We start from the raw sequence: 15352 nt of genomic DNA on the forward strand, positions 1-15352 counted from the left end.
ACCTGTTTCGGCCACGCTTCACCGCGCCTCGTCGCGTCCGGCGTTTTCGATGGCCTTGGGAAAGCGCGGTTCGTAGCACAGCAGCAGGGAAACCCAGTGGCCCACGGCATGAATCAGGATCGCCGGCAGCAGCATGCAATTGAGCAGGACAAACACCCAGAGCGCACTGTGGCGCAGAAAACTGGTGTCCAGGCCCCAGGCGGCTTTGAGTGACAGCCAGGGCCAGGGGAACTTGCTGATCAGTTTCTTCGGCGGCGGGGCTTCTTCAGGGCCGACTTCCATGTAGCGGCGGATGTATTCCCAGAAGGCCAGCAATTCCCTGGCGTTGCGCGTGGGTTTGCCGACGAAGGTGAGTTCGATGTCGTCGGTGGGGTTGCCGGCCAGGTCAGTGCCATCGCCCTTGTCCCAGCACAGCACCACAAAACCACCCATGCCTTCGCTTTGGGTCATGTTCTTTTCGATGAGCGGCTGGGTTTTATCCCAGTCCATGATGCGCAAGCCGCCGAGGTAGTTGGGGCGTAGCAGGTAGACTTTGCGGGTGATGCGGTTGAAACGGATGATTAGGCGGCGGGCGGTGAATGCCTCCAGAAAAAGATGCCGGAACGCATACTTGTAATACACAACGAGCGCAATAGCAGGGATCACCAGCACTAGCGGGGCAAAGAAATAATCAGAACGCAGGAGTGCATCACCGGCACTATCATACCCGGTAAAAACTTGATTTAAATAAATAAACAACAAACCAAGAAACATATAAATCAGCATCATACCAATACCACCCACGAAAAAAGTGATCACTCCACGTTTTTCATCATTGGGCGTACGAGCATCAATATAAACCTCATTATAGGTATAGATCGACTCATGCGCGCTGACGCTTGCTGATACTGACTCACCTACTCCATCTGGTGCGTTGAGTTCTGGCTGGCCGGGTTGGCGTTTTTGCTTGTTGAATGCCTCCAGACTTTCCTCATAGGACATGGCACGCCTGGCTATCTGATAACCCCATTCGAAGAAATACATCAGAGTGTACCTTTGATTGCATTCACCATAATTTTGAGTTCTTGCTCTTCCGTCTCAGCGATTCCATTACTTCGATCTTTTCGGAAGCTACTGTGATCGAGGTAGCGTTGCAATGCATCAGGCATAAATACGATATCAACAACCGTTAATATCAAGAGAACAATATTAATTCCGTAGAAGCCTCGCAACATCCATGTCATACGCAGCACCAATGTAGAAGACGTTTGTGCAGCGCGAAGCAATGACTGTCCAAAGAAGGACTGAGTGCCATGGCGTTTAACCAGATAGTTAAGGAACGGGCCAGCTACAGCCAAGCCGATAGCAATTGATAAGCCGGCAGCGCCTGCTTGTACTATGGCTCGAACGGCGTAGAAACCTGAGAATGAGTGCTTACGCACTGAATATGCCAACAACATGTCCTGGATGTCGTACCACACTCCAACTCCAGCCACGCCTCCCGCGAGTATCCCCGCCCCCAACCGCAAGCCACCCTTGAACACCGCAGTCCCCTCCCGCACCACCGCACTCCCGCTCTTCTCGGCAAACCCCACCGCCACCGCGCCCAGCTCCAGCCCCGCAGCCGTCAGCCCCAGCAATGCCGCTGCAATCTCGACATACTCCTTGCTCTGCTTGTCCGCCGCATTCAGCCGGTGGGTCAGGTTCCAGACCTCCAGCAGCACCAGCACGGAACCGATCCGCACCTCGGCCATTGGCCCTTTGGCGCCTGCTTGCAATACCTCGCTGAAACTCCCCTGCGTAGCGCGCTCGATCCGCCGCTGGGCACCACGGCTCAACGGCATGCCGCCGCGGCTCTCCAGGCTGAAGTGTTCCGCGAAACGCCCAAGGCGAGCCTTCAGCGTCTGCGCCAACAACCAATTCACCGGTTTATCCGCAATAGCGGACAACTTGCTCTGAAACAAGGTATTGCCCAACGCATTGACCAACAGCGCCCCGCCCATCAAACGGGCCGTCGGCGGCCCCTCAGTCGAGTTGGCCAGCTCATCGGCCAGGGCATGGCTCTTGTCAAAGAGGTCGGTCAGCTTCTTGAAGTGGCCACGCAGTTGGTCATCATCCAACTGCGCCAACTGATCCTTGTGCCCGAGCAAGTTGGCCAACTCATCGGCAGCGGCATCCTGATTCTGCGCCAGCGCTCTCCAGAACAGGTTGTCCCTGGCGATGCCTGCCTCACGCCACTGGCTCAGCAATGCCTCCCCAGCCGCCGTGGCATTCATGCCGACCAGCACCTTGGCCATCTGGTCTTCAAACAACAGCGCCTGCTCTTGGTCATTGCGGTCAAAACGGTCAAGCGCCTCCAGCAACGCCGCACTTTTCAGCCACAACAGATGATCACCCGCGCGCGCCTCCTTGTTGCTATCGGCGAAGTTCACTGCGTGCCGATAGGTGTCCAGGAACCTCTCGCGCCTTGGCTCGTCCACATAGCCGGCGTACTTCTCCCAGCTGGTGCTGCGCACTTTCTCGATGCGTTCCTGCTCGGCCTGCTGCTGATGCGCCGGGTCACGGTAGGACACCGTGTAGCCAAGCGCGGCCTGCGGTACATGCAAGGTGCTGTGGGAATGGGGCGGCGAGGTGTAGGTCACCCCGAGGGTCTTGAAGTGCTCGCGCATCCGCACTTCAGCTTCATCGGCCAGTGTCAGGCGGATGTTGTCGATGGCCATGGCGATGGTGAACTTGCGCTGATTGCTCAACCCTTCGCCATCAACCCTGCCCATGAAGGCTTCGAGCGTCTCGGCGCTGGCGTTGCGCCAGGCATTGAGCTCCTGGGCGATACCCAGCGCGTCGTCGACCACGATGCCCACCCCACGGTATTTCGGGTGCTCCTTGCCGGGCATCATTTCCAGATACAGCGCCTGCTCGGGCGGCACAACCACGGAGAACGCCTGACTGGCCAGCAAGGCGCGCAGTTGCGGGTTGTCGGCCGCAGCAAAGTCCGCGACCCGCTTGAGCTGGTCATAGGGCAGCACATTGTCCATGACCGGCGGTCTTTCATGGGTGAGCCTGGCCAGATCAATGGATGCCAGGGTATCGCGCAAGGCTGCGCGCACCCGGTAGTTGCGCAGCACCTCCTGGGTCAGTGGCGCCGGGCTGTAGAGCAGGCGCACATCCTCGATGTCGTCGATGTCCTGCATCGTGAACATCCAGGCGATATTGCCAATACCGCCGCCCATGGGGGGGGGTGCCCAGGGCTTGTCCTGCTCCATGTATTGCAGCGAGCCGATTTCCGAGACCCTGAACTGGCTGTGCCAGGCATAGCTGCCGACACTGGTGCGTCGCTCAAGCACATAGAGAAAACCTTCGCGCAGCGGACGAATGGCATAGCTGGCTTGAGCAAGACGCCCGACCTTGTGCGGGCGGCGCAGGTGGGCGGGCAATTGCGGGAGCAGGTAGTCGCGCAACGTGCTCGGGCCACCCACTACGCCATAGCGCATCGGGAAAATGCTGAAGGCCCGTGTGCAGTTCACCGTGGGGCTGTGAAACAACGGCCCACTGAGCGCTTCACAGGCTTGCTTGCACTGTTCGAGGATTTCCCGCAGACGTTCCGGCTCCATGCACGACACTCCGACCTGGCGAGCCCGTGTCGGGCCACCTCCTCTGGAAATCCTCGCCCTATCGCCCAGTCGAGGAAATCAGACTTGTCCTGTGTTCGTGCAGGAAATATCCGTGAATTATTCGCTTTGCAAACGCGCCTCTGGCGTCGGCGCTGGAGCTGCCACCGCTGGCTTGCGCCACTGCGGCAAGCCGATCAGTACCACCGCGCCGATGATCACGGCCATGGCCAGGCACTCCTCGGCCCCGATCTGCTCACCGGCAAAGGCCATCCCCAGCAGCACCGCCACCACCGGGTTGACGTAGGCGTAGCTGGTCGCCGCCGCTGGGCGTACGTGTTTGAGCAAGTACATGTAGGCACTGAACGCCAGGATCGAGCCGAAGAACACCAGGTACATCAGCGCGCCCCAGCCAGCGGCCGTGGGCATCTGGGTCATGCGTTCGCCACTCAGTGCGCTGCCGATCAGCAAGGCCGCCCCGCCCACCAGCATTTCCGCTGCGCTGGCCATCGGGCCCGGCGGCAGCGGCAGGTTCCGGCTCCAGATCGAGCCAAACGCCCAGGACGCCGCCGCAAAGATGATCAGCGCCGCGCCCAATGGGCTCGCTTGCAGGTTCGAACCCAGGTTGAGCAGGCCGATACCCACCAGCCCCATGGCGATCCCGGCCCACTCAAGGCGGGTCGTGCGGTGCCCGAAGAACAAGCCGAACAACAAGGTGAACAGCGGCACCGTGGCCACGGCGAGGGCCGCTACCCCCGAGGCCACGCCGGCATGTTCGGCGACGGTCACCCCGCCATTGCCACAGCTGAGCAACAGGAAGCCGATCATCCCGGCGGCCCGCCATTGCGGCCAGGTCGGCGCCGGCACGCCGCGCCAGCGCAGGAAGCCGTAAAGCAGGCTACCGGCAATGATGAAACGCACACCGGCCATCAGCAGCGGCGGCCACGACTCCACACCGATGCGAATTGCCAGGTAAGTCGAGCCCCATACCAGGTACAGGGCGAGGAACGCGCCGATCAGCAACAAGGGGAAACGACGAGAGGCAGGCATGGGGGGCTCGAAACTCTGTTATTGGAGCGTTAGTTTAGAAAGCCCAAGCGGGAAACATAAGCAGCAATACCTTTTTATCAACAGCATTGGCTTTCGAAAAAAAGGATATTCAGGCTTTTCTCCAATATTTCGAAACAAGGCAACCGAACACCATGGACAAGTACGATCGCATGCTCCTCGCCGCACTGTTGGAAAACGGCCGCGCCTCCTTTGCCGAGCTCGCACGCAAGGTCAACCTGTCTGCCCCGGCGGTTGCCGAGCGGGTCGCCAAGCTTGAGGCCAGCGGGGTCATCAGCGGCTACCAGGCCAAGGTCGACATGAGCAAGATCGGCCTGCCGATCCAGTGCGTGATCGAGCTGCGCCTGAGCAGCCATGGCAATCAGCAGGCGTATGAAGCGCTGACGCAGATCCCCCAGCTCACCGAATGTCACCGGGTTACGGGGGACCCTTGCGTGATCATGCAGGCAGCCGTCGGCTCGATGCCGGAACTGGAGGAGTTGATCAACCGTGTGTCCCAGTTCGGCTTCAGCAAGACTTCGATCATTCTTTCCAGCGCGATGGAGCGGCGCGTGCCGCTCGACCACCTGGATGCCAAGAAGGCTTAGCGGTAGCGCTTGAGGGTTTCTGCGACTTTCGCGGCGGGGACTTTCTGCAAGCTGCAGAACAGCTGGTGGGACACCTCATTCAGCCCATGGGCCTGACGCAACTGACCTGCCAGGTGCTGGGCCAGGTTGGCGGCCATTTCGGCGTCGGCCATGGCCCGGTGAGCCGTGCCGGTGTCTGGCAGGCCCGCCCAGCGCGTCAGGGTGCCGAGCTTGTGGTTGGGTGCGCCGGGCAGCAGACGACGCGCCAGCAACATCGAACAGGCGAACGACTGCACGCGGTTGCGACCGATCTGCGCCAGCTCGTAATCCCAGAACTTCTGGTCGAACGAGGCGTTGTGCGCCAGCAGCGGCGTGCTGCCGACGAACTCGGCCACTTCGTTCATCACCTGCGCCACCGGCGGCGCGCTGCGCAGCATGGCCGTGGTGATGCCGGTTAGCCCGGCAACAAAGGCCGGGACCGGCAAACCAGCGTTCATCAGGCTCTGGTAGCGCTCGACAATGCGCCCGCGTTCGAGCATGACCACCGCCACTTCCGTTGCCCGGCAGTGCCGGCCCGGAGAAATGCCGGTGGTTTCAAAGTCGATGACAGCAATACGTTCCACAAAAAACCTCGGGGTTGGGCTCAGTGCTTGAGCAGCAGCGCGCCTTCGATCGGCACATAGCGGCTGGCGGCGCGAATCAGCGAGTTGGCGGTCAGGCCCGGAACGCCATAGGCCACGGCGGTCTTGCCATGGCGGCTGATGACCTGCTCGAGCAGCAGATCGAAATCGCCATCGCCGGAGGCCAGCACCACTTCATCGACACGCGGCGCGGCGTCGATCACGTCCAGGGTGATGCCCACGTCCCAGTCGCCCTTGGCCGAGCCGTCGCTGCGTTGGATATAGGGTTTGAGTTTGACCGTGAAGCCCAGGTTGCGCAGGATCTGCTGAAATTGCTGCTGCTTGCTGTCACCACGGTCGATGGCGTAGGCCACCGCCTCGACGATCTGCCCTTGCTGGCTGACGTCGGCCCAGAAGGCCGCGTAGTTGAAGTGGCAGCCATAAGCCTGGCGCACAGTGTAGTAGAGGTTCTGCACATCGGCGAACACCGCAATCTTTTTCACCGCACTTCCTCATGACGCTTATGGCCGGCCGCGCATACCGGGCCGATTCGGCGCCCAGTATGCCAGCCTGGCGCCCGCGCGGGTATGCACGCGGGCGGATCAAGCCGTCAGACGTAGGAATCGTCGTCGGAGAACAGGTCACCACCCTCATCGTTGTAGCCGCTATCAGCGAAACCGCCCTGGTCGTAGTTGCTGTTGTCGGCCGTCAGGCGCTGGTCGTCGTTGCTACCCCAGCCGCCGCTATCGCTGGCGGGGGCGGGCTCTTCCTTGATCACTTCGACCACTTCCTGCGGCTGCGTGTTGTGGTTGAACAGGCTACTGATGCCTTGCGCCAGCATCACCCCGCCAGCCACGCCGGCTGCGGTCTGCAAGGCACCACCGAGGAAGCTGCTGGCACCACTGCGGGCCGGCGCAGCTGGCGGTGGCGCAGTGAAGCCCTGCTGTGGGGTTACACCCGGGCCACCGAACCCGGCATTGGACGGTTCACGCCAACCACCACCGCTCGAAGGTGCGGGCGCGGGTGCCTGGCTGGCATACGACTGAGGTTGGGACTGCGGTTGCGATGGGCGCGCTCCACCGCCAAAAATACTGGAGAGAAAACCGCCGCTGCCTTGCGGCGCACTGGCGGCCGCTTGCGCTCGCGCCTTGGCCAACTCGGCCTGCAGCTGCTTGTTCTGCTCGTCCAGCTGCTTGATCGCGGCTTCCTGCACGAGGATGGCCTGGGCCATGTAGTACGGTGCGCCAGCCTGTTGCTGCACGTGCCCGGCGATCACTTGCTCAGCCTGTACATCGCGAGGTGCGCCTGCGGTTTCGGCTTGCTTGAGACGGGCGAACAGACCGTCGATCAGGGATTGTTCTTCGTGGTTCATGGGCGACCTCATGGGATTGCCGGAAAGAATTCAGGTTCATTGAAGATGGGGAACCAGCATCGGCGATTCAATGCACCCAGCGCATGAAACTTTGTTCAGGTTGTAGCGGTGGGCTAAAGTGTCGGCCTGCTTTTCCACTGCGATATCGACCGATGAATCCGCTCAACATTCTGCGTGACTCCCTGTATTTCTTCCGCCGCCACCTGGTGAGCATCGCCAAGCTATGCCTGCCACTGGTGCTCCTTGAAGCCCTGTGCACACAACTGCTCTATGGCCAGCTCGGTGACCAGGCCTCCCCGGCCTATGGCCTGCTGGTGGGGATGTTGTTCTACCCACTGTACAGCGCTGCGCTGATCCTCTATCTCGACGCACGCAGCCAGGGCCATGAACCGCTCAAGCGCAACCTGCTGGCCATGGCCGTGCGCCTGTGGCCGACGTTCGCCTTGATGGTCATGCTCAGCTCGTTGCTGATCATGGCCGGTATTGCGCTGTTCATCCTCCCGGGCATCTGGGTGATGATCAACCTGGCGTTTTCCGAGTTCCTCGTGGTGCTGCGCGGCCAACAGCCGATTGCCGCCATGCGCGGCAGTTTCCAGATGGCCAACGGGCATTTCTGGGTGGTGCTGGCATGCATGCTCGGCGTACTCGCGCCGCTGTGGCTGGTCGACGGGCTGACCCTGGCGCTGCTGCCCGACCCGCGAAACCCGGCGCTGGAGCTGTTGTTCAACACCCTCAGCAGCTTCCTGCAACTGTTCAGCACCGTGGTGATCTACCGCCTGTTCATGCTGATCAGCGAGCCGGCAGTGGAACCGTCGCAGCCCTAGGAGCCGACGAACGGCTCGGGTATGCTCAAGCGTCACTTGTGAATACGTCGAGCCAATGATCCGACTTCTGCGCAATGCCCTGCTGGTTGTAGTGTTGATCACCGCCCTGCTCTGGCTGCTGGCCTGGCAACTGAGCTGGCAGCCCGAAGCGCGCGAGGCGCTGCCGGTGTCGTGCAGCGGCCCGGCCAAACCGCTGGTGCCGGGCCAGGCGCTGAAGGTGATGACCTGGAACGTCCAGTTCCTGGCCGGCAAGCGCTATGTGTTCTGGTATGACGAAGGCCGTGGCGCGGACACCCGCCCGACCCCGCAGGACCTGGCCTTCAACCTCGACGAGGTGGCGCGGGTGATCCGCGCCGAAGCGCCAGACCTGGTGCTGCTCCAGGAGCTGGACCAGAACGCCAAGGCCAGCGATTACCAGGACCAGTTGGCGCTGCTGCGCGAACGCCTGGTCGACCTCTACCCCTGCGCCGTGCAGGCCTACGACTGGAAAGCCGACTTCGTCCCCGACTGGCATATCGCTGGCAGCGTCGGGCGCACCCTGGCGACCCTTAGCCGCTACCCGATCGAACAGGCCCGGCGCCTGCAATTGCCGACGGATTCAGGCAATGCCCTGAGCCGCCTGCTGCACCCGCAGCAAGCCGTGCTGGCCAGCTACCTGCCGGTCAGCGACGGCAGCAAGCTGGCCGTGCTCAACACTCACCTGATCCCCTTTGCCCAGGGCAGCGACTTGCAGCGCCAGCAGTTGGAGCGCCTGGTGCGCCTGGTCGACAAGCTGGAAAGCCAGGGCACTGCCTGGCTGCTCGGCGGGGACTTCAACCTGTTGCCGCTGGGCCAATACCGTCGCCTGAAACCGGAGCAGCGCCAGCACTACGCCCCTGACAGCGATCTGCACCTGCTCTGGGACAAGTACCCGATGATCCCGAGCAATGCCGAATCCAGCGGTGCCGAGCGTGCCGACTGGCTGACGCACTTCCCCAACGACGGGCGGGTCGACGGCCCGGACCGGACCCTCGACTTCCTGTTCCACAGCCCGAAACTCAAGCGTGTCAGCGCACAGGTCGTGCAGCAGGACACGCTGGAGATCTCCGACCACTTGCCGCTCACCGCGCGCCTGCTGCTGCCGACGACGCCTGAGCCCGAGCAGTAAGCGCCGCTACTTGCGCGGCTTGGCCCGCGCGGTGGCTTCGGCGATCAGCGGGTCGTCCGGCCAGTAGTGCTTGGGGTAGCGGCCCTTGAGGTCCTTCTTCACTTCGGCATAGGTGCTGCGCCAGAAGTTGGCCAAATCCTGGGTCACCTGCACTGGCCGGCGTGCCGGCGAAAGCAGGTGCAGCAGCACCTGTTGCCGGCCCTGGGCGATGCGTGGGGTTTCGGCCAAGCCGAACAACTCCTGCAAGCGCACCGCCAGCACCGGTTGATGCTCGCTGTAGTCCAGGCGGATGTTTGAACCGGACGGCACATGCAGGTGCGTCGGCGCCCACTCATCCAGGCGCTGCGGCAACGGCCAGGGCAGCAGGTTGCGCAGGATCGACGACAGGTCCAACTGGGCAAAATGGCTGAGCCGGGTGACCTTGCCCAGGTAGGGTTGCAGCCAATCCGGCAGGCTCGCCAGCAAGGCCGCATCGCTCAGATCCGGCCACTCACTCTGCCCGCTGCCGCTCAGGTCCAGCGCACGCAGCAACGCCACACGTGCCTGCCACTGGCGCAGCTCCGGGGTCCAACTGAGCAGTTCCAGGCCTTTGCGTTTCACCAGCTCAAGCAGCGCCCTGGCGCGCGCATCGTCGTCCAGCCCGGTCAATGGCTCGCGGCTGAGCACCAGCTCGCCGACCTTGCGCTGGCGCTCGGCGCGCAGCACATTTTCACGCTCGTCCCACTCCAGCTGATCGACCGTGCGCACCTGCTCGGCGAGCACACCCTCGAACAGCGCCGGGTCGAACTCGGCAGCCAGGTAGATACGCTCTTCGCGCTGCCCCTGACGGCTGCCCAGGTCGGCAATCACCAGCCAGGGCTGTTTCATCAGTGCATCCGCTTCACCGAACAACGCCGCACGGCCATTGGCCAGGCGGTACTCGGCACCACCGGCGCGGCGCTGCTGGGCGACACGGTCGGGATAGGCCAGCGCCAGCAAGGCGCCCAGCCAGCGTGAGTGTTCAGGGTCGGTCACGGCGTTGCCCGGTTTGCCGCGCAGGTAACTGCGGTACTGCCGCGCCAACTGCCGTGCACGCTGCACCCCGCCCTGGCTGCCCCGCGCACCACGGGTTTCGCCGCTGAGCAGGCTCAGCCGGGTATGCAGGTCGGCACCGCCACCGCGCACGATATCGCGCTCACCGAGCAATGCCGCGACATCACAGGCCATCGCACTCAGCCCCAGGTCCTGGCCGCGCAGCAGCAGGTGGGCGATACGCGGGTGGGCAGGCAATTGCGCCATGGCTTGGCCGTGGCTGGTCAGCGTCAGCAGTTGCTCCGGCTGCAAGGCCCCCAGGCGCATCAGCAGGTCTTGCGCCTGGGCGTAGGCTGCGGCCGGAGGCAAGTCGAGCCAGCACAATTGTGCCGGGGCCACGCCCCAGCGGCTGAGTTGCAAGGCCAGCCCGGCCAGGTCTGCCTGGAGAATCTCCGCGCTGCCATAGGCTGCCAGCTGATCATGCTGGGCTTCGGACCAGAGCCGGTAACACACGCCCGGCTCCAGACGCCCCGCCCGCCCCGCCCGCTGGGTCGCGCTGGCGCGGGAAATACGCTGGGTGTCGAGCCGCGTCATGCCGCTGCCCGGGTCGAAACGCGGTACTCGCGCCAACCCGGCATCAATTACCACGCGCACGCCATCGATAGTCAGGCTGGTCTCGGCGATATTGGTCGCCAGCACCACCTTGCGCTTACCGGCAGGCGGCGCTTCGATCGCCGCGCGCTGGGCCGTCAGGTCAAGCTCACCGTGCAGCGGGCACAACAGGATCTCGGCACGTTCGCCCACGGCCTCCTGCAGCGACTGGTGCACGCGGCGAATCTCCGCCTGCCCTGGCAGGAATACCAACAGGCTGCCGGTCTCATCGGCCAGCGCCTGCAGCACGCAGTCGACCACTCGCGGTTCGACGAACTCCCCCGCCTGGAATGGCCGCCCCCAGCGCATTTGCACCGGGAACATGCGCCCTTCGCTACTGATGATCGGCGCATCGTCGAGCAACGCCGACAGCCGCTGCCCTTCCAGCGTCGCGGACATCAGCAGGATCTTTAGCGGCGGCTCGTCGCGCAGCAGTTCGCGACCGTTCAGGCTCAGCGCCAGCGCCAGGTCGGCATCCAGGCTGCGCTCATGGAATTCATCGAAGATCAGCAGGCCGACACCGTCCAGCGCTGGGTCTTCCTGCAAGCGCCGGGTGAGGATGCCTTCGGTAACCACCTCGATGCGTGTACGCGGGCCGACCTTGCTGTCCAGGCGGATGCGGTAGCCGACCGTTTCGCCGACCGCCTCACCCAGCTCGCTGGCCAACCGCTCGGCGGCGGCGCGCGCGGCAAGGCGCCGCGGTTCGAGCATCAGAATGCGTTGCCCGGCCAACCACGGCTCGTTGAGCAGTGCCAGCGGCACACGGGTGGTCTTGCCGGCGCCGGGGGGGGCTTCAAGCACCGCCTCGTGGCGCTGCGACAAAGCCTCGCGCAATGCCGGCAGTACAGCATCGATCGGTAAAGAAATCATGGTAGCCCTCAAACAATCGGCCGAGTATAACGGCGAACCGGCCTTGCATTATCATGGTCTTACCTTCAGACACCGGCCATTTGCCGGTATCGTTGCGACCTTCTTTGCGGAGATTCACATGCGTATTCCCTTGCGTGTCACAGGTGCAGTCCTGATCACGGCCTTGCTGACCCAGCTGACAGCGTGCGGCACCCTGTTCTACCCGGACCGTCGCGGCCAGATCGAGGGCCGGGTAGACCCGGTCATCGTCGCCCTGAACGCCGTCGGCATCCTGTTCTACGTGATCCCCGGGCTGATCGCGTTCGGCATCGACTTCGCCACCGGCGCCATCTACCTGCCAGGCGGCACCACCGCCCAGGTCACCCCGGAAAAGCTCAACCAGGCCATCGGCGCCGACGGCAAGGTGGACAATCAGCGCCTGCAGGCCATCCTGCAAGATGAACTGGGCCAGCGCCTGCCGCTGAACGACCCGCGCCTGATCCAGCACAGCGGCAGCGTCGAACAACTGGCGCTGTACGGCCTCACGCCTGCCGCCTGATCTCACCCGCACAAGGATGTCGAGCCCATGAACAGCAGCGCCGAACACGCCCGCCTACTACGCCTGGCCACCCGCGCGTCGGTTGCCGTGGCCTGCATTCTGATCGTCAGCAAGGCCGTGGCCTGGTGGCTCAGCGGTTCGGTCAGCCTGCTGGCCGGGCTGACCGACTCGATGCTCGACGGGGCGGCTTCGTTCCTCAATCTGCTGGCCGTGCACTACGCACTGCGCCCGGCCGATGACGATCACCGTTTCGGCCACGGCAAGGCGGAGGCGCTCGCCGGCATGGCCCAGGCGCTGTTCATCGGGGTGAGTGCGGTGCTGATTGCCGGGCAGGCGCTGGAGCGCTTGCAGGACCCCCACCCCTTGGGTGATGCGACAGTGGGCATCGTGGTGATGGTCCTCTCGCTGGGGCTGACCGTGGCCTTGCTGGCGTTGCAGAGCAAGGTGATCCGCATTACCGGCTCTACGGCGGTGCGCGCCGACTCACTGCACTACCGCTCCGACTTGCTGCTCAACAGCAGCATTCTGTTGGCGCTGATACTGGCGCGCTTTGGCTGGCCGCAGTTGGATGCGTATTTCGGCCTGGGCATTGCGTTGTACATTCTGTGGAGCGCGCTGCAGATCGCCCGGGAAAGTACCGCGACGCTGATGGACAAGGAGCTGCCGGGGGACGTTGGTGAAGAGATGATGGCGCTGGTGACGGCAGTGCCCGGGGTGCTTGGTGCGCATGATCTGCGCACACGGGTGTCGGGCAGCCACTGGTTTGTGCAGGTGCACCTGGAGTTGCCGGGGGACTTGCCGCTGACCAAAGCCCATGCATTGAGCGATGAAGCGGCAGCGGCGATCAAGCGCAAGTTCCCGCAAGCTGAAGTGCTGGTGCATGCTGACCCGATAGCTTGACGCCTGACTTGTGAAAGCGCCGGGGGTGCCGGCCAAAACCAGGGCCGCTATGCGCCCCATCGCCGGCAAGGCCGGCTCCCACAGGAATCGGAAGCACCCAGACATCTGTGTAAGCTGGACTAGCACACAGACATCAGCAGCACCCCAAACATCTGTGGAAGCTGCCCTTGCACACAGGCATCACCAGCACCTTGCACACAGGCATCAGCAGCACCCCAAACATCTGTGGAAGCTGCCCTTGCACACAGGCATCACCAGCACCCCAAACATCTGTGGAAGCTGCCCTTGCACACAGACATCAGCAGCACCCCTGATATCTGTGGGAGCTGGCCTTGCCAGCGATGCAAGGCGAAGCCTTGCCAACCGGGGTCACCAGTGCCCCTTAGTTGACGCTGTACCCACGCCCACTCAAGCAAGCACCCATCGCCCGCCGGTAGTTGTCCACCACCTGTGGCGCTGGCGCATAACTCGCCGTCGCCGGATCGAACCCGGTCTGCTCCACCGCCCAGCGATAGCACTGGTAGCGATCCTGCTCGACCTGCTGCGGGCCCTGCCCGTTGGCCGGGTAGGCGATCACGTCGTAACCCTGCGCCGTGTCCTGCACCGGCGCCGTGGCAACCGGCGGGTTCACCACCACGTACTCACGGGTATCGTCCTGGTACTGGTAATAGGTCCCCGCCGCAACGAAGAACAGCGCACTACCCACCCACACCTCACGGGCATAGTCCGGCAGGTAGGTCACACGCACGCCATAAGGCGGCGCCACGACGATATAGCGCGGCCCCTGTGGCCGGTACCAATAGCCACCGGAATAGAAGTAGTCATTGCCACGGTACGGCACACGCCAGTATTGGGCCGGGAAGCGATCGATCACATGCCCCGGACGATACTGCGGCCCCGGTCCCCAGCCATTGCCATGCCCATTGGGCCGGCCTTGCCAGTTCGAGTCCCCAGGCCGTTGCCCGGGCCCACCCGCCTGCCAGTGCTGGTTGTAGCCATTGTTGTGGCCGTTGTTGTTACCGCGTGGGATGTCCTGGTAATAACCCTGCCTGGGTGGCTGGGTCTGCCGGGCTTCGTTGGGCTTTGCCTGGATCGGCAACGACGACTCACCGCCACCGCCATTGCCACCGCCTTGGCCCCCATTGCCATCGTGCGGCCCGCGGCGCTCATCCTGAGCCTGTACCACCATGCTCAAACAGAGCAAACCAACACCTGCCAGATGCCAGATGCGCGACTTCATGCTATTCCTCTCGTGGCCGATAACGGGGGCCTGATACTAAGACTCGATAAACCGCCAGCGGTTCTCCAGCAACTCTATCAGGCCGTCTGCTTCAGGGTATCGGCCGCAAAATGAAAAAAATGCAGGCAATAAAAAAGGGAGGCCAGCAGGCCCCCCTTCGAGAATTTTGTCCTTGCTCGGCGCTTGTGGCGCCGGCTCACCTCACGCCGTCTTGTAGACAGTGTGTAGCCCGGGGGCCAAACACAACCCGGTGGGGTTGCTGGCCGCCACCAGCCTGATTGGGCCAGTAGCCGTGGACTGTAGTCCGGGCAGTGATTCTGGAAACAATCATATGAAATCGACGGCAGCAGAGGATTGCGAAAATTGCTCATCAAAACATTACTTGCGCAATTTTTACCTAAGGAATCATAATTCGCAGCAATCAAAGCAGGAAAGACATTATCCATGAGCAAACTGGATCGTTACGACCTCAGCATTCTTGCCGAATTGCAGCGCGACGCGCGCATCTCCAACCAGGAACTGGCCGAACGCATCGGCCTCTCGCCCTCGCCGTGTTCGCGACGGGTCAAGCAGCTGGAAGACGACGGCTATATCAATCGCCAGGTCGCCTTGCTTGATCGCAAGAAGCTCGGCCTGAGCCTGACCGCCTACGTGCTGATCGGCATGGACCGGCACACCCCGGAACGTTTCGAGACATTCGAGGCGGCCATTCGCGGCCTGCCGCAAGTGCTCGAGTGCAGCCTGGTGACCGGCATGGACGCGGACTACCAGCTCAAGGTGGTGGTGCCCGACATGGACCACTACCAGAAGCTGCTACTCGGTCACCTGACCCGCATTGAAGGCGTCACCAGCGTGCGCTCAAGCTTCGTGCTCAACCAGGTCCTGGCCAGCACCGAACTGCCGCTGACACACCTGCGTTAGTCACACCGGCGGTGCAGGCGTATAATCTTGCGCCTCA

The 15352-nt window shown here is 62.9% G+C and carries 14 protein-coding genes; 6 read left to right on the forward strand and 8 right to left on the reverse strand.

The annotated features are described in order from the left end of the window. Positions 1 to 18 precede the first annotated feature (18 nt). The 3 genes from M5G11_RS03510 to yedA all read right to left on the reverse strand — a co-directional run bounded on the left by M5G11_RS03510 (position 19) and on the right by yedA (position 4637). Positions 19 to 1023, reverse strand: a complete 1005-nt coding sequence (locus M5G11_RS03510; RefSeq protein ID WP_273909603.1) for a DUF6708 domain-containing protein — start codon at positions 1021 to 1023, stop codon at positions 19 to 21. Continuing rightward, positions 1023 to 3590: a T6SS effector BTH_I2691 family protein gene (locus M5G11_RS03515; protein ID WP_273909602.1), complete on the reverse strand. Its 2568-nt coding sequence runs from the start codon at positions 3588 to 3590 to the stop codon at positions 1023 to 1025. The genes M5G11_RS03510 and M5G11_RS03515 overlap by 1 nt, the downstream gene beginning before the upstream one ends. 117 nt (positions 3591 to 3707) lie before the next feature. Further along, positions 3708 to 4637, reverse strand: a complete 930-nt coding sequence (gene yedA / locus M5G11_RS03520; RefSeq protein ID WP_273925245.1) for a drug/metabolite exporter YedA — start codon at positions 4635 to 4637, stop codon at positions 3708 to 3710. A 152-nt stretch (positions 4638 to 4789) separates the two neighbouring features. On the opposite strand from yedA, the gene M5G11_RS03525 reads away from it, so the two are divergent. Continuing rightward, positions 4790 to 5242: an Lrp/AsnC family transcriptional regulator gene (locus M5G11_RS03525; RefSeq protein WP_273909600.1), complete on the forward strand. Its 453-nt coding sequence runs from the start codon at positions 4790 to 4792 to the stop codon at positions 5240 to 5242. On the opposite strand, the gene M5G11_RS03530 is transcribed toward M5G11_RS03525, so the two are convergent. The 3 genes from M5G11_RS03530 to M5G11_RS03540 all read right to left on the reverse strand — a co-directional run bounded on the left by M5G11_RS03530 (position 5239) and on the right by M5G11_RS03540 (position 7213). After that, positions 5239 to 5844, reverse strand: coding sequence for a 3'-5' exonuclease (locus M5G11_RS03530; protein ID WP_273909599.1), 606 nt, complete (start codon positions 5842 to 5844; stop codon positions 5239 to 5241). The genes M5G11_RS03525 and M5G11_RS03530 overlap by 4 nt on opposite strands. A gap of 20 nt (positions 5845 to 5864) precedes the next feature. After that, positions 5865 to 6344, reverse strand: a complete 480-nt coding sequence (locus M5G11_RS03535) for a LabA-like NYN domain-containing protein (protein WP_273909598.1) — start codon at positions 6342 to 6344, stop codon at positions 5865 to 5867. A 107-nt stretch (positions 6345 to 6451) separates the two neighbouring features. After that, positions 6452 to 7213, reverse strand: coding sequence for a DUF2076 domain-containing protein (locus tag M5G11_RS03540; RefSeq protein WP_273909597.1), 762 nt, complete (start codon positions 7211 to 7213; stop codon positions 6452 to 6454). 152 nt (positions 7214 to 7365) lie between these two features. Between M5G11_RS03540 and M5G11_RS03545 the strand changes: the two genes are divergently transcribed. Further along, positions 7366 to 8037: a YciC family protein gene (locus M5G11_RS03545; RefSeq protein WP_273909596.1), complete on the forward strand. Its 672-nt coding sequence runs from the start codon at positions 7366 to 7368 to the stop codon at positions 8035 to 8037. Positions 8038 to 8092: 55 nt separating this feature from the next. Then, positions 8093 to 9184, forward strand: coding sequence for an endonuclease/exonuclease/phosphatase family protein (locus M5G11_RS03550; RefSeq protein ID WP_273909595.1), 1092 nt, complete (start codon positions 8093 to 8095; stop codon positions 9182 to 9184). A 6-nt stretch (positions 9185 to 9190) separates the two neighbouring features. Here the strand turns inward: M5G11_RS03550 and hrpB are convergent, their stop codons facing one another. Next, positions 9191 to 11716, reverse strand: coding sequence for an ATP-dependent helicase HrpB (gene hrpB / locus M5G11_RS03555; protein WP_273909594.1), 2526 nt, complete (start codon positions 11714 to 11716; stop codon positions 9191 to 9193). Between the two features lie 118 nt (positions 11717 to 11834). Here hrpB and M5G11_RS03560 point away from each other — a divergent pair, with 118 nt between their 5' ends. Both M5G11_RS03560 and M5G11_RS03565 read left to right on the forward strand, forming a co-directional pair. After that, complete coding sequence (locus M5G11_RS03560) at positions 11835 to 12254, forward strand: polyribonucleotide nucleotidyltransferase (protein ID WP_273909593.1); 420 nt, start codon at positions 11835 to 11837, stop codon at positions 12252 to 12254. Positions 12255 to 12281: 27 nt separating this feature from the next. Then, positions 12282 to 13154: a cation diffusion facilitator family transporter gene (locus M5G11_RS03565; protein ID WP_273909592.1), complete on the forward strand. Its 873-nt coding sequence runs from the start codon at positions 12282 to 12284 to the stop codon at positions 13152 to 13154. Between the two features lie 382 nt (positions 13155 to 13536). Here the strand turns inward: M5G11_RS03565 and M5G11_RS03570 are convergent, their stop codons facing one another. After that, positions 13537 to 14394, reverse strand: a complete 858-nt coding sequence (locus tag M5G11_RS03570) for a DUF6515 family protein (RefSeq protein WP_273909591.1) — start codon at positions 14392 to 14394, stop codon at positions 13537 to 13539. 444 nt (positions 14395 to 14838) lie between these two features. Between M5G11_RS03570 and M5G11_RS03575 the strand changes: the two genes are divergently transcribed. Continuing rightward, positions 14839 to 15315, forward strand: coding sequence for an Lrp/AsnC family transcriptional regulator (locus M5G11_RS03575; RefSeq protein WP_273909590.1), 477 nt, complete (start codon positions 14839 to 14841; stop codon positions 15313 to 15315). Positions 15316 to 15352 lie beyond the last annotated feature (37 nt).

This window comes from Pseudomonas fontis (genome assembly GCF_028656955.1).
Taxonomy (GTDB): Bacteria; Pseudomonadota; Gammaproteobacteria; order Pseudomonadales; family Pseudomonadaceae; genus Aquipseudomonas; species Aquipseudomonas fontis.